The sequence below is a fragment of the uncultured Brevundimonas sp. genome, assembly GCF_963977465.1.
In the GTDB taxonomy this organism is placed as follows: Bacteria; Pseudomonadota; Alphaproteobacteria; order Caulobacterales; family Caulobacteraceae; genus Brevundimonas.
In genome coordinates this window covers 119,629-138,627 of sequence record NZ_CAXBOQ010000001.1, presented here as the reverse complement: position 1 = coordinate 138,627, position 18,999 = coordinate 119,629, and the positions used below count along the sequence as shown (strand labels likewise).

The 18,999-nt window shown below is 65.8% G+C and carries 25 protein-coding genes; 9 read left to right on the top strand and 16 right to left on the bottom strand.

The features are described 5' to 3' along the window. From AAC067_RS00730 to AAC067_RS00715, 4 genes are all read left to right on the top strand, one after another. Positions 1-594 carry a CvpA family protein gene (locus tag AAC067_RS00730; protein ID WP_339928560.1) on the top strand — a complete coding sequence of 198 codons (594 nt, stop codon included), beginning with the start codon at positions 1-3 and terminating at the stop codon, positions 592-594. Positions 595-733: 139 nt separating this feature from the next. Next, on the top strand, positions 734-2,239 hold the full coding sequence (gene purF / locus AAC067_RS00725; RefSeq protein ID WP_339928558.1) for an amidophosphoribosyltransferase: 1,506 nt from the start codon (positions 734-736) through the stop codon (positions 2,237-2,239). A 99-nt stretch (positions 2,240-2,338) separates the two neighbouring features. Continuing rightward, entirely contained in the window at positions 2,339-3,094 is a 756-nt protein-coding gene (locus tag AAC067_RS00720; protein WP_339928556.1) for an SDR family NAD(P)-dependent oxidoreductase, read from the top strand. An 80-nt stretch (positions 3,095-3,174) separates the two neighbouring features. Next, the gene (locus AAC067_RS00715; RefSeq protein ID WP_339928554.1) at positions 3,175-3,618 is read left to right on the top strand and encodes a hypothetical protein; all 444 of its coding nucleotides are present in this window, start codon (positions 3,175-3,177) and stop codon (positions 3,616-3,618) included. A gap of 12 nt (positions 3,619-3,630) precedes the next feature. On the opposite strand, the gene der is transcribed toward AAC067_RS00715, so the two are convergent. The 9 genes from der to AAC067_RS00670 all read right to left on the bottom strand — a co-directional run bounded on the left by der (position 3,631) and on the right by AAC067_RS00670 (position 10,427). Next, complete coding sequence (gene der, locus AAC067_RS00710; protein ID WP_339928552.1) at positions 3,631-5,253, bottom strand: ribosome biogenesis GTPase Der; 1,623 nt, start codon at positions 5,251-5,253, stop codon at positions 3,631-3,633. Positions 5,254-5,285: 32 nt separating this feature from the next. After that, positions 5,286-6,668 carry a PQQ-binding-like beta-propeller repeat protein gene (locus AAC067_RS00705; RefSeq protein ID WP_339928550.1) on the bottom strand — a complete coding sequence of 461 codons (1,383 nt, stop codon included), beginning with the start codon at positions 6,666-6,668 and terminating at the stop codon, positions 5,286-5,288. A 23-nt stretch (positions 6,669-6,691) separates the two neighbouring features. Then, positions 6,692-7,438, bottom strand: a complete 747-nt coding sequence (locus AAC067_RS00700; protein WP_339928548.1) for a tetratricopeptide repeat protein — start codon at positions 7,436-7,438, stop codon at positions 6,692-6,694. Positions 7,439-7,633: 195 nt separating this feature from the next. Beyond that, the gene (locus AAC067_RS00695) at positions 7,634-8,053 is read right to left on the bottom strand and encodes a hypothetical protein (RefSeq protein ID WP_339928546.1); all 420 of its coding nucleotides are present in this window, start codon (positions 8,051-8,053) and stop codon (positions 7,634-7,636) included. Continuing rightward, positions 8,043-8,600 (bottom strand): sigma-70 family RNA polymerase sigma factor, encoded by a 558-nt coding sequence (locus AAC067_RS00690; RefSeq protein ID WP_339928545.1) that lies wholly within the window; start codon positions 8,598-8,600, stop codon positions 8,043-8,045. The genes AAC067_RS00695 and AAC067_RS00690 overlap by 11 nt, the downstream gene beginning before the upstream one ends. A gap of 22 nt (positions 8,601-8,622) precedes the next feature. Continuing rightward, complete coding sequence (locus tag AAC067_RS00685) at positions 8,623-9,006, bottom strand: DUF6249 domain-containing protein (protein WP_339928543.1); 384 nt, start codon at positions 9,004-9,006, stop codon at positions 8,623-8,625. Positions 9,007-9,124: 118 nt separating this feature from the next. Continuing rightward, positions 9,125-9,406 (bottom strand): hypothetical protein, encoded by a 282-nt coding sequence (locus tag AAC067_RS00680; RefSeq protein WP_339928541.1) that lies wholly within the window; start codon positions 9,404-9,406, stop codon positions 9,125-9,127. A gap of 7 nt (positions 9,407-9,413) precedes the next feature. Further along, positions 9,414-9,965 carry an RNA polymerase sigma factor gene (locus AAC067_RS00675; RefSeq protein ID WP_339928539.1) on the bottom strand — a complete coding sequence of 184 codons (552 nt, stop codon included), beginning with the start codon at positions 9,963-9,965 and terminating at the stop codon, positions 9,414-9,416. A gap of 33 nt (positions 9,966-9,998) precedes the next feature. Next, positions 9,999-10,427, bottom strand: coding sequence for a hypothetical protein (locus AAC067_RS00670; RefSeq protein ID WP_339928537.1), 429 nt, complete (start codon positions 10,425-10,427; stop codon positions 9,999-10,001). Positions 10,428-10,562: 135 nt separating this feature from the next. Here AAC067_RS00670 and AAC067_RS00665 point away from each other — a divergent pair, with 135 nt between their 5' ends. The 3 genes from AAC067_RS00665 to AAC067_RS00655 all read left to right on the top strand — a co-directional run bounded on the left by AAC067_RS00665 (position 10,563) and on the right by AAC067_RS00655 (position 12,083). After that, a complete protein-coding gene (locus AAC067_RS00665) occupies positions 10,563-10,802 on the top strand; it encodes a DUF2188 domain-containing protein (RefSeq protein ID WP_339928535.1) in 240 nt (79 codons plus the stop codon). A 72-nt stretch (positions 10,803-10,874) separates the two neighbouring features. Next, a complete protein-coding gene (locus AAC067_RS00660) occupies positions 10,875-11,714 on the top strand; it encodes a lyase (RefSeq protein WP_339928533.1) in 840 nt (279 codons plus the stop codon). 3 nt (positions 11,715-11,717) lie between these two features. Continuing rightward, the gene (locus tag AAC067_RS00655; RefSeq protein WP_339928531.1) at positions 11,718-12,083 is read left to right on the top strand and encodes a c-type cytochrome; all 366 of its coding nucleotides are present in this window, start codon (positions 11,718-11,720) and stop codon (positions 12,081-12,083) included. Positions 12,084-12,086: 3 nt separating this feature from the next. On the opposite strand, the gene AAC067_RS00650 is transcribed toward AAC067_RS00655, so the two are convergent. The 3 genes from AAC067_RS00650 to AAC067_RS00640 all read right to left on the bottom strand — a co-directional run bounded on the left by AAC067_RS00650 (position 12,087) and on the right by AAC067_RS00640 (position 14,085). Continuing rightward, a complete protein-coding gene (locus AAC067_RS00650) occupies positions 12,087-12,434 on the bottom strand; it encodes an ArsC family reductase (protein ID WP_339928529.1) in 348 nt (115 codons plus the stop codon). A 16-nt stretch (positions 12,435-12,450) separates the two neighbouring features. Then, entirely contained in the window at positions 12,451-13,536 is a 1,086-nt protein-coding gene (locus tag AAC067_RS00645; RefSeq protein ID WP_339928527.1) for a histidine kinase dimerization/phosphoacceptor domain -containing protein, read from the bottom strand. A gap of 231 nt (positions 13,537-13,767) precedes the next feature. Then, the gene (locus AAC067_RS00640; RefSeq protein ID WP_339928525.1) at positions 13,768-14,085 is read right to left on the bottom strand and encodes a YciI family protein; all 318 of its coding nucleotides are present in this window, start codon (positions 14,083-14,085) and stop codon (positions 13,768-13,770) included. Between the two features lie 109 nt (positions 14,086-14,194). On the opposite strand from AAC067_RS00640, the gene AAC067_RS00635 reads away from it, so the two are divergent. After that, positions 14,195-14,797 carry a TetR/AcrR family transcriptional regulator gene (locus AAC067_RS00635; protein WP_339928523.1) on the top strand — a complete coding sequence of 201 codons (603 nt, stop codon included), beginning with the start codon at positions 14,195-14,197 and terminating at the stop codon, positions 14,795-14,797. A gap of 9 nt (positions 14,798-14,806) precedes the next feature. Here AAC067_RS00635 and AAC067_RS00630 read toward each other — a convergent pair whose 3' ends face one another. The 4 genes from AAC067_RS00630 to AAC067_RS00615 all read right to left on the bottom strand — a co-directional run bounded on the left by AAC067_RS00630 (position 14,807) and on the right by AAC067_RS00615 (position 17,949). Continuing rightward, entirely contained in the window at positions 14,807-15,010 is a 204-nt protein-coding gene (locus tag AAC067_RS00630) for a hypothetical protein (protein ID WP_339928521.1), read from the bottom strand. 117 nt (positions 15,011-15,127) lie between these two features. Continuing rightward, positions 15,128-16,033, bottom strand: a complete 906-nt coding sequence (locus AAC067_RS00625; RefSeq protein WP_339928519.1) for an NAD(P)H-binding protein — start codon at positions 16,031-16,033, stop codon at positions 15,128-15,130. A 66-nt stretch (positions 16,034-16,099) separates the two neighbouring features. Next, a complete protein-coding gene (locus AAC067_RS00620) occupies positions 16,100-16,963 on the bottom strand; it encodes an SDR family oxidoreductase (protein WP_339928517.1) in 864 nt (287 codons plus the stop codon). Between the two features lie 107 nt (positions 16,964-17,070). Further along, positions 17,071-17,949 (bottom strand): NAD(P)H-binding protein, encoded by an 879-nt coding sequence (locus AAC067_RS00615; protein WP_339928515.1) that lies wholly within the window; start codon positions 17,947-17,949, stop codon positions 17,071-17,073. Positions 17,950-18,069: 120 nt separating this feature from the next. Between AAC067_RS00615 and AAC067_RS00610 the strand changes: the two genes are divergently transcribed. Beyond that, positions 18,070-18,744, top strand: a complete 675-nt coding sequence (locus tag AAC067_RS00610; protein ID WP_339928513.1) for a TetR/AcrR family transcriptional regulator — start codon at positions 18,070-18,072, stop codon at positions 18,742-18,744. Positions 18,745-18,999 lie beyond the last annotated feature (255 nt).

Here is an 18,999-nt window from a genome sequence, read left to right as displayed (position 1 = left end):
GTGACCGGCTTTGACGCCCTCGCCCTGATTGTGATCCTTGCCTCGGCCGCGGCTGGCTGGGTGCGCGGAGCCACGCGTGAAATCATCACCCTGCTGAGCTTCGTCCTGGCCGCCTTCCTGGCGCTGGTGGCGCTGCCGTTCACCACCCCGATCGGCCGGTCGCTGATCGATCCCGACTGGGCCGGGGCCATCGCCGCGGCCATCGTCTCCTTCCTGCTGGTCTATTTCGGCATCCGCATCTTCGGCTCGGCCCTGTCGAAACGGGCCCAGGCCCATCCGCAGCTGGGCGGGGTCGATCGCTTCTTCGGTGTCTTCATCGGTGCCGCCCGCTCGCTGGTGCTGCTGGGCGCGATCCATCTGGTTATCGTCGCCGCCATGCCGGGCGAGTCGACGCCGCGCTGGCTGACCCAGGCCATGCTGTATCCGGTCAGCGCCGGAGCCGCCCGCGTCATCCAGATCGTCCTGCCCGGCATCGGCCGGGGGGCCGACGCCCTGACCCCGGTGATCAATTCCTCCGTCCAGGAAGGATTTTCCGACCCTCAAGCCTTGCCCCCGCCCCAAACAGGGCATACCCCGCGCCGCACCACACCCTAGACCATTTTTGTTTTGGGTCGAATCGACCCGAATCCAAAAAATGGTCCAGAATCAGGCTGGAGCGAAATCTGAGCCGGGTTGGACGATGTCCAACCCAACCGATTTCGCTCCGGTCGCTTCCCGGACCATCGGAGTCACGATGCGCCACCAGATTGCTGATCCCGTCGTCCATCGTGACCATCATCGCGATCCCGACGATGACCGTCCGCGTCTCGAATGCGGTGTCTGCGGTGTCTGGGGGGCCGAGCCCGACGGGGCAGCCGCCATCGTCGCCCTGGGCCTGCACGCGTTGCAGCATCGCGGTCAGGAAGCCTGCGGCATCGCCAGCGTCCATCAGGAGCGGTTCCATACCGAACGCCATCAGGGCCTGGTCGGCGACGCCTTCGGTGGCACCGATCTGTCGAAGCGAATGCCGGGACAGGCCGCCGTGGGCCACACCCGCTATTCGACCGCGGGCGGATCGTTCCTGCGCAATATCCAGCCGATGTTCGCCGATCTGGATTCCGGCGGCATCGCCCTGGGTCACAACGGCAATCTGACCAATTTCCTGTTCCTGCGGAACCAGCTGGTCTCGGAAGGGTCGATCTTCCAGTCGACCTCGGACTCCGAGGTGATTCTGCACCTGATCGCCCGTTCCCGGAAGGCGCGGATCGTCGACCGCTTCATCGATGCCCTGGCCCGGATCGAGGGCGGCTATGCCCTGGTGGCCCAGACCAGCAAAAAGATGATCGGGGCCCGCGATGCCCTGGGAATCCGTCCGCTTGTGCTGGGCAAGATCGGCGAGGCCTGGGTGCTGGCGTCCGAGACCTGTGCGCTGGACACGATCGGGGCCACCTTCGTGCGCGACGTCGAGCACGGCGAGGTCGTGGTCATCGATGAGAACGGTCTGCGGTCGTTGAAGCCCTTTCCGACCCGCGCCGCCCGGCCCTGCCTGTTCGAATATGTCTATTTCTCGCGACCCGACAGCGTCGTGAACGGTCGGTCGGTCTATGGCGTGCGCAAGCGGATGGGCCAGGGTCTGGCGCGTGAGTTCCCGGTCGACGCCGACGTCGTGGTGCCGGTGCCGGACTCCGGGGTGCCGGCCGCACTGGGCTATGCCCGCGAAAGCGGCATTCCCTATGAGATGGGCATCATCCGCAGCCACTATCTGGGCCGGACCTTCATCCAGCCCAACCAGGGGGCCCGGCAGAAGGGCGTGCGCATGAAGCACAGCCCCAACCGTTCGGTGCTGGAAGGCAAGCGGGTCGTGCTGATCGACGATTCGATCGTGCGCGGCACCACCTCGATCAAACTGGTGCGGGCCGTGCGCGCCGCCGGCGCTACCGAGGTGCATCTGCGCTCGGCCAGTCCGCCGATCCTGTATCCGGACTTCTATGGCATCGACATGCCCGAGCGGGATCAGCTGATCGCCGCCAACATGACGCTGGAGGAGATGCGGGCCCACCTCGAGGTCGACTCCTTGGGCTTCCTGTCCGTCGACGGCCTGTACAATGCGATGGGGGTCGGGCCGCGCGACAAGGACAATCCGCAGTTCACCGACCACTATTTCACCGGCGACTATCCGACCCGGCTGCTGGATCGCGAGATCGAACAGGGCGGGCGCGACGTCGTCCAGCGCCAGCTGTCCCTGCTGGTCACGGCATAGGGCGAAATCGACCCGGGCGCCGGCGCGTCCGGACCCGGATCTTCGCGTCAGATCGAAGCGGGGTCTTTGCCCCGGCACGGGCGCGCGCTATCAGGCCCCATGTCTGCTGATCTCCCCCTGAAAGACCGTATCGCCCTCGTCGTCGGGGCCTCGCGCGGCATCGGCTATGAAGCCGCCCTGGCGCTGGCCAGGGCCGGGGCCCATGTCGTGGCCACCGCCCGCACCCAGGGCGGGCTGGAGGAGCTGGACGACGCCATCTATGCCGCCACCGGCCAGCACGCGACCCTGGTGCCGTTCGACCTGGTCGACGGCGGGGCCATCGACCGGCTGGGTGGGGCCATCTTCGAACGCTTCGGCAAGCTGGACATCTGGGTCCAGGCGGCCGCGACCATGGGGGCCTCGGGCCTGACCCCGGTCAGCCATGCCGATCCGCGCGTCTGGGCCAAGGTCGAGAAAACCAATTTCACCGCCATCTATCGGCTGATCCGCTCGCTGGAGCCGCTGCTGCGGGTCTCGGACGCCGGACGCGCCGTCTATCTGACCACCAGTGTCGCCGCCTCGCCCAGGGCCTTCTGGGGCATGTATGCCGCGACCAAGGCCGGGGCCGAAGCCCTGATCAAATGCTGGGCCGACGAGATCGAATCGACACCGATCCGCGCCGCCGTCGTCGATCCGGGCCGGATGCGCACCCAGCTCCGGGCCCAGGCCTATCCGGGCGAGGACCCTGAGGACGTCCCGCATCCGTCGGAGATCGGCCCGCTGATCGTCGAGCTGGCCCGCGGCGACCGGGAGCCGCCGCTGGAGGTGAAGTTCAAGGACTGGAAGGCGGGGCCGGGTGTGGCGGCGCTGGTGTGAGGGGTCGGTCGGTCCGGCTCGCGCTACTCGATCCGGCGTGGATCGTGGTCGCGACGCTAGTTGGATTGACGGCGGCCGTGTTGACGGAGACCTCCGGTGGCCCGTGGCGCTTTCTCTCCAGCCTTTCGGTTGTCGTTCCGCTGTTGTGGCTACATGGAATTTACCAGATTTCACGCGAGCGCATGCCGGCAGATCAGCTGGCCAATTCGGGCGAAAAGACCTGGGTTTTCCTGACTGCCGCGGTCGGACTGGTGATTTTGACGCTTCCCGGGATTGTGCTGCCCGGATCAGAGCTCGGGCGCACTGTCGGCAAGATGTTAGGCGCGCCGGTCGCCCTTGCCTATTTCGCTTCGTGCTGGCTTGCCGCGGCCGCGTTGCTGACAGCAGAGAGCAAGAAGCCGAACTGGTCCGACCCACGCCTGTTCGGCGTGTTTTTACTCATGGTCTATGCCTTCGCCGGAGCCTGGATCCTGCGCAGTCGAATTCAAGCCATAGCGAGCCGGAATCCGACTCCAGACGCCTGACCGCGCGCCGCCCTACTTCTTCGGCGCGTGCTTCTGGCCGGTGCGGACACGGCCGGAACGCGAGACCTGACGGGCCCCGCCACGGGCGCCCTTCTGGATGGCGACGCTGGAGCCGGCCTTCTTGTTCGAGCTGGACTTCAGCCCGGTCAGGGGGCGGGGCTTGGCCGTACGCGTCTTCTTCTGCTCCAGCGCCTTGCCGGGCAGGTTGGACAGGGCGTCAGCGGCAGCCTCGGACTTCTTGATGCGACGCGGCGCGGTCTTGGCGGGGCCGGTGAAGCGCTCCGGTCCGGACTTGGAGCCGCCCTCGCCATAGGGGTTTTCGGACCCCGCCTTGACGTTGAGGCGGATCGGGGTGCCGGGCAGGTCGAAGCTCTCGCGCAGACTGTTGACCAGATAGCGTTTGTACTGTTCCGGCATCGAGGCGGCGCGGCTGGCCATCAGCACGAAGGTCGGCGGGCGTGCCTTGATCTGGGCCATGTATTTCGGCTTGATCCGCTTGCCGTCGACGGCGGGGGGCGGATGCCTCTGGGTGGCCAGGGCCAGCCAGGTGTTGAGGTCCTTGGTCTTGACCTTGACCGACCAGGTCGCGTGCGCCTTGAGGATCGCCGGCATCAGTCGCTCGACCCCGCGGCCCGAATGCGACGACAGGGCCACGAACGGCGAACCGCGCAGTTGCGGCAGCTTGTCCTCGGCCATCTGGCTCAGCTTGGCGAGCTTCGCCTGGGGCTCATCCTCGAGGTCCCATTTGGCGGCGACATAGACCAGGGCCCGGCCCTCGCGCTCGACCAGATCGGCCAGCTGCAGGTCCTGGGTGTCGAACGCGTCGTCCTTGTCCATGACCAGAACCACGACCTCGGCATAGGTGATGGCGCGGATGGTGTCGGCGACCGAAAGCTTCTCCAGCTTCTCGTTGACCCGGGCCTTGCGGCGCATGCCGGCGGTGTCGACCAGGCGGATGTTCTGGCCCTCGTACTGCCAGTCGACCGAGATGGAATCGCGGGTGATGCCGGCCTCGGGGCCGGTCAGCAGCCGGTCCTCACCGATCAGGCGGTTGACCAGGGTCGACTTGCCGGCGTTGGGACGGCCGATGATGGCGATGCGGATCGGCTTGTCCGGCTCGTCGACTTCCTCGATCCAGATATCGGCGCTGGCCCCGACGATGGCGGCATAGAGGTCGGCCATGCCCTCGCCGTGCTCGGCCGAGATCGGCACGGGTTCGCCGAAGCCGAGACCATAGGCCTCACCGATGCCACCACCGCTCTCGCGGCTCTCGGACTTGTTAGCCAGCAGGATGACGGGCTTGTGCTGTTTGCGCAGACGGTCGGCGAAGATCCGGTCCAGCGCGGTCACCCCCTCACGGGCGTCCATCATGAACAGGATCAGGTCGCCGTCTTCCAGCGCCGCCTCGGTCTGTTCGCGCATGCGCGATTCCAGACTGTCGTCGGTGATGTCCTCGTAACCGGCAGTGTCGATCAGGGTCAGATCGAAATCGCCGATATTGCCGTCCGCATAGCGGCGGTCACGGGTCACACCGGGGCGATCGTCGACCAGCGCCAAGCGCTTGCCGACCAGTCTGTTGAACAGGGTCGATTTGCCCACATTGGGGCGGCCAACAATGGCGACTTTTAATGCCATGTCGGCGTTCTAACCCAGATTGACTGCAGACGTCAGCGAATGCTGACGAGTTGACCGGCTTCGGTGAGGATGTAGAGGGCCCCGTTGTAGGCCGACGGGGCGACATAGACGGGCGCACCAACCTTGAGGCTGGACAGCTGCTCGCCGGTCTTCGGGTTGAGGGCCACGACCTCGCCATCGGAATTGGCCAGGACCAGGCGGTTGGACGCCAGGATCGGACCGGACCAGCTGGGGCGTACCGTACGGTCGAAGAAGCCGAACAGGCCGCCTTCCTGACGTACCCGGCCCTCATTGAGGTTGCGGGTCCAGTAGACCAGACCGGAGTCACGATTGACCACGGTCAGTTCGCCTTCCTTGGACACAACGTAGACCACCTCGCCCACCGGCAGGGGCGCGGCGACGCCACCGATCGGCAGGGTCCATTTCGGCGCCCCCGAACGGATGTCCATCGCCGACAGCACACCCGAATGGCTGATGGCATAGACCATGCCGCGGCTGATCACCGGACGGGCCGCGATGTCGCGGATTTCGGACAGGGCGCTGGTGCGGCTGGTGCGCGACAGAACCTGCTGCCACACCGACTGGCCGGTGGAGGCGCGCACGGCGACGACCTCGCCCGAGGAGAAGGGGGCGATCACCGTATCGCCGGTCACAGCCGGGCTGGCGGCGCGCATGGTGCGGGCCGGTTCCGGAATGCCGCGGTAGGACCAGTCCTGCAGACCGGTCGCGACGTTGAAGGCATAGAGCTGGTTTTCGACGTCGACCACATAGACGCGGGTGCCCGACACCGTCGGCGCTCCGTGAATCGGCACCTCGACCGGCGACGTCCAGATCACCGCGCCGGTGGCCTGATCCAGCGCAGTCATGGTGCGATAGCCCGAGGCCACGAACACCTTGCCGCCGCCGACGGCCACGCCGCCGCCGAAGCCGTCGCGATCACGGTCGCGCCCGGCTGTATGGACATTGACGCGCCAGGCGACCGCACCCGTCGTGGAGTCGACGGCGGTCACGGTCGATTCGCCGTCCAGGACGAAGACGCGATTATTGTCGGCCACGGCCGGGGCCATGATTTCACGGGTCTTGGACGAGCCGGCTCCGATATCGCGCTTCCAGGCGACGGTGAAGTCTGCCCCTGCGATCGCGTGTTCGACGAGGTTTTCCGACGTGCCGCCCGGCTGGGTCCAGGCGGTGACCGCCTGCGGACCGGGCAGGAAGAAGTCGCGACCGGCCAGCGAGGCGGCCGGGGTCAGCTGTTGTTCAAACTCCAGCACCGAGATGCGTGTGCCCTGGGTAGCCGTCGACTGCGGACCTTCCTTGCCGCCCAAGCCGAACGGCAGCGCCTGACGCACACTGGCGCAGGAGGCGACGGTGACGGCCAGTCCGCTCAGGAGGGCGACTTTCAGCATTCTGTTCATGGACGTCTTCCTGAAAGGCCGGATCACGGCTGGGTCGGTGCCGCGGCGTTCGCCCCTGCCGGGGTGGCAGGCGCGGCCGGAATGAGCGCCTGGGCCGCGACGATGGGGGCCAGGTTGGCAGCGGTGCCGGAATCAATGGCGGAAATGGCGATCTGGGCCCGTTGCTTGATCGGGTCCGGAACATCGAGGCCACGTTGAAGCAGGACGAACACCTCGCGCGCCTCGGGCAGTTTGCCGTGCTGCATCCGGGCAAGGCCAAGGGCCTCCTGGGCAAACGGACGCAACGGTCGGCCTTCGGCGGTCAAGGGTTCGAGACGCTTTTCGATATCCGCGAGGGTGGCGTTGGTGTCCATGACCAGCCAGGCCGCCTTGAGGGCAGCCGGGTCGCCGATGATCGGGTCATTGGCGACCTTGGCGGCCTCATCAAACAGGGCGATGGCCTCAGGCGTCTTGCCGCCGCTGACGGCAATGCCGGCACGCTGCATCAGGGCCAGGGCCTTGTAGGCACGGGTGCCGACATCCGCAGCTTCAGTGAAGGCGACGTCGGCGCCGACCGGATTGGAAGCCTCGAGAGCTTCCATGCCGCGGTCGTAGGCCGCCGAAGCCTTGTCGGCCTGGGCCGTCTGGAAACTCTGCCAGCCCCACCAGGACAGGGCCGCGACGAGCGCGATCGCCAGAATCCCGCCAACGACGGGCAGCCAGGTACGGGCCAGCCGCTTGTATCGATCGGAGCGAAGCTCCTCCTCGACCTGTTCGAAGACATCAACCACTGAAACGTCGCCCCAAAACCGCTATTCGCAAATCGTTCGCGACCCTAGAGGGTCGGCTCGACGCCCGCAACGCAGCGGATGCGGCGAGACGGGCTTTTTGGATGAGTAGGGACCGACTTCGGCAGGAAAACGGCGGGATCATCGCTGATCGCCGCCGCCACCGGGTCCCGCAACAACCGGATTGACCGGAACCGCCTAGATTTCCTCGGACAGTTTCATCACGCCGGCGGCCGCCACGGCGATCAGCAGGGCGGCCGTCAGCCAGAACAGCTCGATGCCGCCCATCCCGGCCAGGGTGAAATTCCCCAGACCCATCTGGTCAATTCCTGTCTGGAACAGCGACTGAACGCCGCCGCTGGCCGACTGCATGCCCTGCTCAAGCGCCCGACTGGCCACCGGCCCCTCGTTCGCCGACAGATTCAAATTGACCGACATGGTCTCGCGCACCGCCACAACCCCGCCGACCAGTCCAGCCAGCGACAGGGCCACGGTCCGCACCCGGGTTCCGCTCTGCAGGCGCGTCTCGACCCGCTGGGCGAACAAGGCGGCATCCGCCATGACGGGAGCCTGGTTGAACAGGCGCTCGACGAAAGGATCGAATTCGTCAGCGGACATGTGTCGATCTCCCCAAGGCTTCCGGCTGCGGCTGGAGCCGCGCGCGGAGTTTATCCAGACCACGTTTGACATGAGACTTCACCGTACCAAGCGGCAGATTTAGGGCCGTCGCGATCTCGGGGTGCGAAAGCCCGGCACCGTGACAAAGGGAGACGCACAACCGCTCGGGTTCGCTGAGCGTCTTCAGGGCCTCATCGAGATCCACCAGTCCGGCCTGGTCAGTAGCCGGAGCGGCATCGTCGATCTCGACTTCGGCGACATAGCGGGCCTCCTTGGCGCGGCGCTTGATATAGAGCCGGGCCGCGATGCGCCGGACCCAGGCGGAAAAGGTCCCCTCACCCCGAAACTCCGAACACCGTTCGAAGGCCTGGATGAAGGCGTCCTGGGCGATGTCGTCGGCGAGGGCCGGCTGGGCCCCCATCCGGAGCAGCAGGGCCCGGACCGCCGAGCCGTGGCGGCGCACCAGTTCACCGAACTCGCGCCGCCCGCCCGCCGCCGCCAGGGCGGCGAGCTCGACATCGTGCCTATCGATCAGGGCCTGGGCCATGCGTTTCCCCCTCAGCCTGCGTTCAGCCCTTGTTCTTGTTGAAGAAACTCAGAATGATGAAGGCCAGACCGATCATGGCCGGGATCGCGGCGATGCCGCTGATCGGATAGATGGCATCCATCTCCTCAAAGCTGACACCATAGCCGAACAGGACGATACCGACGCTGACAGCCAGCAGGATGACGCCTTTGCGCAGGTCGCGGGTGGCGCTGGGTGCCTTGCGCACCTCATCCTGCCCCATGGCCTCAATGATTTCGGGTGGCAGGGACTGGCCCTTGTCGATGGCTGTCCGCAGCGTCTGCTGCATTTCCCGACGCTCTCGCGACCTAAACCACCGCGGAACGATCACGATCGCCGCGACCATCAGAAACACGCCCAGTGGAACCAGAACTTCAGGTCCGTACATTGTAATCTTCCCTCTAAATCTCTCGACCGAGCCTGTTGCTTCGGCCTTATGCTGACAAGAGGCGCCGGCGGGGTCGTATGGATGCAGGCAGCGAGGTGAAACTTTCGTAAGGTCGCCGTCAGGCCCGGCCGAGCCGTCGGGTAAGCCACAGGGCCGCGACCAGCGACCCGCCGATCAGGGTCAGGGTCATGGCCACCGGCACAAGCACCGGACCCAGCTGGCCCGCCGCCGTACCGATCACCGTCTGCAGGCCCCACAGACCGACCGTCGCGGAGATCAGCCACGGCACCAGCGACAGGATCGACGCCCAGGCGCGGCGGCGCGCGATCCGGGCGACCACCTCGGCCTGGAACCCATAGTCCCGGGCCGGGGCCGCCTCGGCGGCAAACAGGGCGTTCATTTTCTGCTCAGGCGTCATCCGATCCTCCGAGCGCGGCGAGCAAGCGGGCCCGTCCCCGCGCAATATGCGACTTGACTGTGCCCAGGGGCAAGTCGAGCGCCAGCGCCGCCTCTCCGTGCGACCAGCCGTCGGCCAGACACAGGGCCACACAGGCCCGCACATCCTCCGGCAGCGCCGCCATTGCCGCCGTCAGGGCCAGCCGGTCCTCGGGCAGGACGCCCGGCGGCACCGACACCGTCTCCAGCCAGGCCCCGTCCCGCGCCGCGCCACACCGCAGGCTGCGTTGCCGGTCGCGCGCCTTGCGCAGGGCGATGCCGCACAGCCAGGCTCGGACTCCGGCTGGTTCCCGCAATGCGCGCAACGAGCGCCAGCCGGTGACAAAGGTCTCCTGGGCCAGATCGTCGGCCTCGGCCGCGGCGGCGGATCCGGTCCCGCCCAGCATACGCCGCAGAAAGCCGCGCACCGCTGCCTGATGCCGGTCGACCAGCCGGCCATAAGCGGCATCCGAGCCGGAGACCGCGGCGGTCACCAGTTCGGCATCGGTCAGGATCAGGGCCAAGGCCGGAGTTTCCGTCTACCGCGAGCGTGACCGTCAGCGATCCCGGTTCCGGCTGCGGAACACGGCATTGATCAGGGCCCAGAAAGCCACGGCCGCCATGGTGAAGCCGACGATGGTGAAGGCCCCCGAACCTCCGTCCAGGTTCAGATAATAGCCGGCCCCAAGGAAGCCGACCGCCAGCATCGTAAACAGGCCGAACAGCGACCAGTAGTTGGTCGGTTCGCCGTAGGCCTTGGCCGCTGGGGCCATGCCGCCGTCGGCGAAGATGTCCTCGCCCGGGCCGCTCCGCTCAAGCAGTTTCAGCAAGGCCGCCGGCGGCTCCTGGCCCTTGTCGACGTAGGCTTTGATCAGGTTCAGCGCATTCTTGTGCCGCCGGTAGTTCAGCAGGCTGGAAAAACCACTGCTGACGAACCACGCCAGCGGGAACAATAACCACCAGTAGGACCGGAACAGGTCTTCCATCGTCATCTCCTCCATGCGCGTGGCGGCGATCGCCGTGCGTTCACAGGATAGTCGCCGCCGATGATGCGCATGGATGCACCCCCGGAACAAAAACAGCGGTCACCGCTTGAATCCTGACTATAACCGGAGCGTCCCATGTCCCACGTCACCTATCGTATCGTTCAACATAATGGCGGCTGGGCCTACAAACTGGGCGACAGCTTCTCCGAGACCTTCGCCAGTCACGATCAAGCCCGCGCCGCGGCTGTGGCGGTAGCCCGCGAACAACGGGTGCCGGATCAGACCGCGATGATCGAATATGCCGATGCAGCGGGTGACTGGGTTACCGAACGCGCCGACGGCCATGACCGGCCACGGGTCGACGTCGAGGGCTAAGGCCGACCTGGCCATTGCGGACCCGGCGGTGGCGGATATGGTGGTGCCCTTCGACAAAGGAGGGATTTCGCCATGAACCGCTTCTGGATGGCCCTGTCCGCAACCGCGATGGTCGCGATCACCGCCCCGGCCTGCGCCCAGCAGGTGCAGTATTATGACCTGCCGCCGGGCGGTCGTGCGCACGATGTTGCCGTCACCGCCGATGGCCAGGAGGTCTGGTGGACCGTCCAGCGCGGCGGCGGCCACGGCATTCTCAACCCCGCCACGGGCGAGACGACGATCGTACCGTTGGGCGAGGGCTCGGCCCCACACGGCGTCATCGTCGGCCCCGACGGCAATGCCTGGATCACCGACGGTGGCCAGAACGCCATCGTCCGGGTCGACCGGCAGACCCGTGCGGTCAAGGTCTGGCCGCTGCCGGAACAGACCGGCCCGATCAATATGAACACCGCCACCTTCGACCACCGCGGCCGTATCTGGTTCACCGGCCAGACCGGCTTCTATGGCCGACTCGATCCCGCCACAGACGACATGCAGGTCTGGGCCGCGCCGCGCGGCCGGGGCCCCTACGGCATTGCCACGACGCCGTCGGGTGACGTCTGGTACGCCTCCCTGGCCGGCAGCCACATCGCGAAGGTCGACCTCGACACCGGACAGGCCACCATCGTCGAGCCCCCGACGCCGAACCAGGGCGCGCGTCGGGTCTGGCCCGACAGTCAGGGCCGCATCTGGGTCAGCGAATGGAACAGCGGCAACGTCAGTGTCCGCTTCGATCCGGCGACGGAGGCTTTCGAGAGCTTCCCCAGTGACCGTGCCGGGGCCCAGGTTCGCCAGATGCTGGGCCGGACCGGAGAGGTCTGGGGCGCTGAGTCCGGCACCGACCGACTGGTGGTCATCCGGCACGGCGACTAGGGCATGCCGACCCTCTGGCTGCTGCTGGCGTTGTTGACGCCGCCCCCGGCGACCCCGTCCGCAAACGACCCGGGGGCGCGCGCCTTCCAGCGCTGCGCGGCCTGCCATTCTGTCGGGGCCAACACCAACAACGACGCCGGGCCAAATCTGAGGGGTGTGTTCGGACGGCGCGCGGGGGCGGTCGGTGGCTTCGCCTATTCGGACGCCATGCGCGCGGCGGGTCGGAGGGGCATGGTCTGGGATGCGGCGACGCTGGATCGTTTTCTCACTGATCCCGAGGCCGCGATGTCCGGTACGACCATGCCCTATCAGGGCGGCACCGCGGCCGAACGGGCGGCGGTGATCGCCTGGCTGCGTCGGATCGACTGACGCTCAGGCGAAGACGGCTTCGTACCGCTCCGGCTTGAAGCCCACGAGAGTCCGGTCGCCGAGATCCAGCACCGGCCGTTTGATCATCGACGGCTGGGCCAGCATCAGGGCGATGGCCCGGACGTCGTCCAGATCGGCGCGATCCGCCTCCGGCAGCTTGCGGAAGGTGGTCCCGGCCCGGTTCAGCACCGTCTGCCAGTCGTGCTCGGCCACCCAGCGTTCCAGCGACGCCCGGTCGATGCCGGCCTTCTTGTAGTCGTGAAAGCTGTAGGCGACGCCGTGCTGGTCCAGCCAGACGCGGGCCTTCTTCATCGTGTCGCAGTTGGGGATGCCGTAGAGGACCGGGGTCATGATCGTGTCGTTGCTCTCAGGTCGCGGTCTCGGGGGCCGCGTCGGTGCGGGCGAAGAAGATCGCCACCTTCATGCCCTGGCCCGGCGTCGACTCGACCTCGAGGCGGGCCTTGGCGTTCTGACGTAGCGACTGAACGATCAAGGCCCCCAGCTTGCCGCGCTTGGGCCATTCCGTGCCTTCCGGCAGGCCGACGCCATCGTCCGAGATCATCACCCGACAACCACTGTCATCGACCAGACTATGCAGGGTGATGGTCCCACCCTCGCGACCGGTGAAGGCGTGTTTCAGCGCATTGGTCAGCAATTCGTTGACCACCAGACCGGCGGGCATGGCGACATTGACCGACACCGGCCAGGTGTCGACCTGCAAATCCAGATGAATACCCTCAACCGCATGGGCCTGCATCACCGCCGAGGCGATCTGACTGAGATAGGTGCCCAGGTCGACCGTCTCGCCGAGTTCGTCCTCAGACAGGGAGCGATACAGCAGCGACAACGCCTCGATCCGTCCGGCCAGCCGGTCGAACCGTTTGACGGCGGCATCGTCCGGTATATTGCGCGCCTCCAGCCGGATCAGGGCCGTGACCATCTGCAGATTGTTCTTCACCCGGTGCTGCAGCTCCAGCAGCAGGGTGTCCTTTTCCTGCAGTCGTCTGTGCAGGTCGCTAGCCTCGGCGTGATCGCGATTCCCGTTGGCGGCCAGCGCCACCAGTCGGAACACGGGAACTCCCGTATCGTCGTGAATCACGTTGGACCACGCGTCTATCGTGACGGGCACGCCGTCGAGAACGACCTCGAACGCCCCGATATACTCATCACTTTGCGTGATCGCCTCGCTGAGCCGGCCCTCATCGCCGGCGGCGGCCGAGATGGCGGCCAACGTGCCCCAGGGCCGACCCTGAAGCTCGACCGCTGCCTGCCCGGTCAGCCGCTCGAATTCCAGATTGGCATAGGTGATGCATTCCGAAGGGTGCAGTTCCGCTACCGCCACCGCTACTGGAATATGATCGAGAAACTGTTTGAACCGGTCGCTTTCCAGCGCGTCGGCAAGGTGGGGCGTGTCGAGAATCTCGTCCGCCGCCCCGGGGGCATCCTCTGTCATTTACACGCGACCCTGCCCGACTGATTACCCGCCCTAATAGCAGACGCCCGGCCCGCTTCGTCAACAACCGGGCACGCCCACCGGCAGCCGTCCGGATATCCTGACGCCAATCCATGGTGTCGATCGACCCGCGGGTGACGCCTTCTCCGACACCCCGGGGGGTGGCATTCAGATCGTCGCCATGATCCCGCCAGAGGAACGGCTGTCAAAGCAGCGAGGCCGCGGGGGTCGCTACATCGGCATGTCCATCGCTGGCGCGACCTCAATGGTGCCGCCCGCGTCGACGTGCGGCGACTGCTTCGCCATTTCCACGGCCGCATCGATGCTGTCCGCCTGGACGATGGTGAAGCCGGACAACGGGTTCGATCCGCCGTCATCGGTCACGCCGCCCGGGCCGACGGTTTTTGACTTTCCGACCGGAAGGCCGCGATCGACCACGGCGTCGCCGAGGCTCTCCATCCAGGCCATCCATTTTCCCATGTGAGCCTTGCCCTCTTCCGGGGTCATGGATTTCGGACCGCCGTGATAGGCGAATACAAATTTGGTCATGATCAACTCCTGATTTTCAGCCTGAAGCGTGACCGTTATTGCACCCCGCAACATATGATAAAGAACATATTCTGCGTTCCGTTATGGCTCCACCCGCAGGAGAACGCCGGTGCCGTACAGTGAAGACCACAAGCGACAGACCCGCGCGAAGATCGTGGAGTCCGCACGCATCCAGTTCAACCGTCACGGCTTTGACGGTGTGACGATCGATGCCCTGATGGAGGCGGCCGGTCTGACGCGCGGCGGGTTCTACAACCACTTCCAAAGCAAGGACGCGCTCTACAGCGAGGCGGTGTCGAGCTTCCTGATGGGGCGCGGCGCCGAATGGCGGGCCGATGCGGGTGTCGACCCAAGCCGCCCTCACCCCGACATGACGCGCCAGATGATCCAGAGCTATCTGTCGAATGAACACCTTGGTGATCTGGACGGCCAGTGCCCGATGATCGCCCTGCCGTCCGATGTCGCCCGGGCGAGCCCCGCCGTTCAGGAGTCCTATCAGGACCTGCTCAAAGCCATGGTCGGGCTGTTTGGAACCGGGCTGGACGAGCCGGATCACAGGTCACGGCAAGACGCCCTGTCACTCGCCGCCCTTTGCGTCGGCGGCATGATCCTGGCCAGGACCTTGCCGGATTCCGGTCTGGCCAGTGAGATCCGCGTTGCCGCGCTACAGACTGCGGATCGGATTATGCAGAACCAGACCACCCGGATGTAGGGGCTGCCCCTACCGCTGCATCCACGGCTTGGACTTGCCGGAGGCGATGCTGGCCGACTGTTCGCGCTGGAAGCGGCCGCCGCGCGGGGCCTTGGGCCGGGCGTCGATCACCGCCTGTTTCATCCGCAGGGCGCGCTGGACCGGCGTTTCACCCGGGACGGAGTCTGTGGGATCGGTGACGGGTGGGGAGTCATTATCGATCGGGTCGGTCATCGCCCTGCCCTAGCACGTCCCCGAGGAATCGGTGCCGAAAGCGAACCGGCCATCGTTCCCGCTCCATCCTGCCCGGCGGCTTTCTGGTCACGTGAGAGGCGATGCGGTTGACGACGCTCACCGCGTTGTCGATCCGGTGTTTTCCTTCAGCCACTCCGCATAGGTTCCCGGCGAGCGATCAAGCAACTGGCGGACTGTCGGCGTTTCGTACCAGCGGTCAGCCCGGAGGGTCTCGAAATAGTAGAGGACCTTGTCGACGATCATCGACGGCAGACCGGAGCGTAACAGGTCGCTTCGCGTGACGTCCTCACTGGCATCGACGAACTCGATCGGCCTCGCGAGGGCTTCGGACAGGCGTTCCGCCATCTCCGCACCGCTCAGGGCTTCTCCTGTCAATTCGTAGATCTTGCCCTCATGTCCCGGCTCGGTCAGCGCTTTCACCGCCACGGCGGCAATGTCCCGCGGATCGATCAGGATCGTCTTGCGGCCACCGAGCGGTTCGACCAGGCGACCGTTTTCCCGTACCGATGCCCAGCCGAAGGGCGTGTTGGACATGAATCGCGTGGGACGCAGGATCGTCCATTCCATCCCGAGCGAGCGGAGCCGCCATTCATTGGCACCATGCGCCCGGAACAACGCGTCGTCGAAGCGGCCGGCACCGAAGTTCGAAAGGTAGACGATGTGCCTGACTCCGGCCTGCTCGGCGGCGGCGAAGGCGTTTGCTTCGAGCTGCTCCATGTCGGGAACCGGCGGCGCGAGGACAAACGCCTTCTCCACCCCGACAAACGCCTCGCGCAATGTCTCGGGTCTGGACAGATCGCCAATGGCGACATCAGTCCCGGCTGCGGTTTTTACCGCCTTGCCCGGGTCACGCGCCAGCGCCCGAACATTTTGTCCGGCCTCGATGAGCTGTTTGACGAGTTCACTGCCGACCGTGCCCGTCGAGCCGACAACGAGGATGAGAGGATTTCCCATTTGTTTCTCCTGGACCGAAGCAGCGCCGCGGCTTGCGGCGGCGATCATTGAGCGTCGACGGTGCCGCACGGCCCGGGTCGGTTAAGCGGGTGCGCACGTGTTTGACCCTTTTGTTCATCCGGCGAGCGCGCTCAGATGGTCGCGCACCCAATCGTCTAAACTGCGCGGAGCCCGCCCCAGCAGTTCCGCTATGGTTTGGGTTGGCGGATAGACCCTGCCGCCCTTCACGCCCTCGAAATACCGCATGAGGCCAGAGGCTTGCGTCAAGGGAACGCCCGCAGCCACCATGCCGTCCCGCACCACCGCGCTCGGCATGTCGACGAGTTTCACCGGCAGACCGGTCGCCATGGCGATCTTCTCCACCATGTCCGCATAGCTGACGAAGTCGGGGCCGGTGATCTCGTAGATTTTGTTCTCATGCCCGGGCCTGGTGAGCGCCAGCACCGCCACGGCGGCGATGTCGCGTGGATCAGTGGGCGTGTCCTTCCCGTCGCCGACCGGAAGCGCCACGACACCATTCCTGCGATCCATGAAGAGCAGGAAGTTCGACGCGAAAAAGCCCGGCCTGATGATCGTCCATGCGATGCCGAGCTGGCGCAGACGTTGTTCGCTCGCATTCTGGTTGCTGGCGAGCGGGGTTCCCTGCATGAAATCCGCGTCCAGATGTCTGCCGGAAAGTTTGACGATCCGCTTCACGCCGGCCTTAAGCGCAGCATCGTAGGCGTTCCCTTCAAGCGCGGCGATGTCGAGGCCGTTCGAGACCACGAAAACGCTGTCAACGCCGGCAAATGCGGCCGGCAGGGTCTCGGGCCTGGACAGGTCCGCGACAACGATTTCGACCGCATCGCCGAGACCTGCTGCCCTGACCGGATCGCGGACCAGGGCGCGAACGCGATGCCCGCCTTCAACGAGTTGCTTAACGACCTCGCTGCCGATGGTGCCGGTCGCGCCGGTCACGAGGATGGGAGTTGCAGTCATTGTGTCTAATCCTTCTTGGAAGCTGTACTTGGTAGATGCGCTCAGGAGGTCATGTCGCGGACAGGCCAACGTCGACATCGAAGGTGGCGCGCCTCAGCGTTGGGGGCCTATCGGTGCCACGCTGCCGCCGCGCCAGCGGCATACTCGGCGAAGCTCACCGGCGGGCGGCCGGTCACCTCAAGGATGTCGTCGTTGAGCCCACCGAACGCACCCGAGCTGAACGCATAGGCGTGGAGCCGGCTGTTGTGCTCGGCGGTCTCAAGTGGCTCGCCCGCAGCGAGAAGCGCGTCGCGCATGGGTGTATGGTCCGTTTCGACATATCTGATCGGACGCCCAGCAACCCACGCGATCTGCTCGGCGACCTGCGTCATCGTCAGAGGCTCCGGGCCCAGCAGTGGGTAGCCCTTGCCCTCGTGCCCGCCCTCTGACAGAGCGATGGCTGCGACCGCGGCGATGTCCTCGGTCGACACATGGCTCACGACCCCGTCACCGCCGGGCCCCACGATCTCATCACGCTCGCGGATACCCTCGACGGTGCGGAGGAAATGCTTCTCCGAGAAGTTCTGCATGAACGCGCCCGGCCGCACGATGGTGTACGGCACGCCGGACGACTCGACGGCGAGTTCGATGCGGCGCAGCGGGTTGTCCGGCGGTGCCTGGTCGACGCCGTACACGGACAGCAACACGACCCGTTTGACTCCGGCTTTGTCCGCGCCGTCGAGCAGGGCACGGATGTGCCCAGCGTGCTCCGGTCCCGGGCTGGAGCCAGGGACCAGGTACATCGCGTCCACGCCCGTCCGAGCGGACTCATAGGTGCTCTCGTCGGCCCAGTCGAAGCGGACCGGCTCGACGCCCGCCCGCGCCGTCACCGGCGACCGGCTGGCGGCACGGACGACCACGCCCCGGCGCCAGAGAAGCGGGATCAAACGCCGCCCAACTTTGCCGGTAGGACCGGTTACGAGGACGTTTGCCGGTTGAGTCGCCATTCGAATGCTCCTTTTCCAACGCCAATTCGATGCATTGTATATGTTAGCCTATAGAATAGGTGAGCCGCTTGCCGGCGCATGTCAAGCGTTCTATAGTGCGAATTATATAAAGGACCGCAGATGGCCAAGAGAGGTCGCCCCTCCACCTTCGATCGCGAGGAAGCCCTGCAGCGCGCGATGGAGCTGTTCTGGGCGCGTGGTTATGAGGGGGTGACGCTGGAGGATTTGCAGGTCGCCATGGGCGGCATCACTCCACCCAGCCTTTATCACGCGTTCGGATCAAAGGAGCGATTGTTCCTGAAGGCCGCGGACCTGTACCTCGCCACGATTGGCGATCCGACATTGCGGGCGCTCGAGGAAGGAAAGACAGCGCGCGAGGCGGTGGAAGCCATGCTCCGGCTGACCGCGGAATCCTTTTCCGCCCCGGGCAAGCCTCATGGCTGCCTGCTCGTGCTCGGGGCGACGAATTGCGCGCCCTCGAACAAGGGCCCCCAGGACTATTTGCGCGCGATCCGCCAGCGAGCACCCGAGGTCATAGAGCAGCGGCTAAAGCGCGCTGTTGCCGAAGGCGACCTGCCGCCAGAGCTGGATACGGCCGCCGTCGCCGCCTTTTACGCGACCGTCATTCACGGGCTTGGCGTTCGCGCCGGGGACGGGGCATCCCGCGAAGCCTTGTTATCTGCTGTCGATGGCGCGATGGCCGCGTGGGACGTGCTCGCAACGACGGCCAACACGGATCCGCGCAGCGCCACAAGACCGGCAACCGTTACCGCGACAGGACCTCGGCGAGGCTAGTCCGTCCCGGCGTGATCCCGGATGGTCCGGGAAAGCCCTACTCCCACTCGATCCTTCAATAGACCAGAAGGCGCTGATTTATCAGCGCCTTTTCTCTCATCCGCGCACCATACCGCGCGAGCTACCGTCACTTGGACAGCGCTTTTGAATTCATTGGTGAAATTCGACGTAATAAAATTCTAGTGATGTCGCCATCTATCGGCAGGCAACTCTGCTTCAAGACCAACCAGCACCGCTATGACAAGCGAATAGGTA

What these genes read in the sequence shown, in the direction of transcription:
- purF (WP_339928558.1), top strand. Translation starts at nt 734, where the DNA reads ATGCGCCACCAGATTGCTGATCCCGTCGTCCATCGTGACCATCATCGC.
- AAC067_RS00720 (WP_339928556.1), top strand. Translation starts at nt 2,339, where the DNA reads ATGTCTGCTGATCTCCCCCTGAAAGACCGTATCGCCCTCGTCGTCGGG.
- der (WP_339928552.1), bottom strand. Translation starts at nt 5,253, where the DNA reads ATGGCATTAAAAGTCGCCATTGTTGGCCGCCCCAATGTGGGCAAATCG.
- AAC067_RS00705 (WP_339928550.1), bottom strand. Translation starts at nt 6,668, where the DNA reads ATGAACAGAATGCTGAAAGTCGCCCTCCTGAGCGGACTGGCCGTCACC.
- AAC067_RS00695 (WP_339928546.1), bottom strand. Translation starts at nt 8,053, where the DNA reads ATGTCCGCTGACGAATTCGATCCTTTCGTCGAGCGCCTGTTCAACCAG.
- AAC067_RS00690 (WP_339928545.1), bottom strand. Translation starts at nt 8,600, where the DNA reads ATGGCCCAGGCCCTGATCGATAGGCACGATGTCGAGCTCGCCGCCCTG.
- AAC067_RS00685 (WP_339928543.1), bottom strand. Translation starts at nt 9,006, where the DNA reads ATGTACGGACCTGAAGTTCTGGTTCCACTGGGCGTGTTTCTGATGGTC.
- AAC067_RS00680 (WP_339928541.1), bottom strand. Translation starts at nt 9,406, where the DNA reads ATGAACGCCCTGTTTGCCGCCGAGGCGGCCCCGGCCCGGGACTATGGG.
- AAC067_RS00670 (WP_339928537.1), bottom strand. Translation starts at nt 10,427, where the DNA reads ATGGAAGACCTGTTCCGGTCCTACTGGTGGTTATTGTTCCCGCTGGCG.
- AAC067_RS00665 (WP_339928535.1), top strand. Translation starts at nt 10,563, where the DNA reads ATGTCCCACGTCACCTATCGTATCGTTCAACATAATGGCGGCTGGGCC.
- AAC067_RS00660 (WP_339928533.1), top strand. Translation starts at nt 10,875, where the DNA reads ATGAACCGCTTCTGGATGGCCCTGTCCGCAACCGCGATGGTCGCGATC.
- AAC067_RS00655 (WP_339928531.1), top strand. Translation starts at nt 11,718, where the DNA reads ATGCCGACCCTCTGGCTGCTGCTGGCGTTGTTGACGCCGCCCCCGGCG.
- AAC067_RS00650 (WP_339928529.1), bottom strand. Translation starts at nt 12,434, where the DNA reads ATGACCCCGGTCCTCTACGGCATCCCCAACTGCGACACGATGAAGAAG.
- AAC067_RS00645 (WP_339928527.1), bottom strand. Translation starts at nt 13,536, where the DNA reads ATGACAGAGGATGCCCCCGGGGCGGCGGACGAGATTCTCGACACGCCC.
- AAC067_RS00640 (WP_339928525.1), bottom strand. Translation starts at nt 14,085, where the DNA reads ATGACCAAATTTGTATTCGCCTATCACGGCGGTCCGAAATCCATGACC.
- AAC067_RS00630 (WP_339928521.1), bottom strand. Translation starts at nt 15,010, where the DNA reads ATGACCGACCCGATCGATAATGACTCCCCACCCGTCACCGATCCCACA.
- AAC067_RS00625 (WP_339928519.1), bottom strand. Translation starts at nt 16,033, where the DNA reads ATGATCGCCGCCGCAAGCCGCGGCGCTGCTTCGGTCCAGGAGAAACAA.
- AAC067_RS00620 (WP_339928517.1), bottom strand. Translation starts at nt 16,963, where the DNA reads ATGACTGCAACTCCCATCCTCGTGACCGGCGCGACCGGCACCATCGGC.
- AAC067_RS00615 (WP_339928515.1), bottom strand. Translation starts at nt 17,949, where the DNA reads ATGGCGACTCAACCGGCAAACGTCCTCGTAACCGGTCCTACCGGCAAA.
- AAC067_RS00610 (WP_339928513.1), top strand. Translation starts at nt 18,070, where the DNA reads ATGGCCAAGAGAGGTCGCCCCTCCACCTTCGATCGCGAGGAAGCCCTG.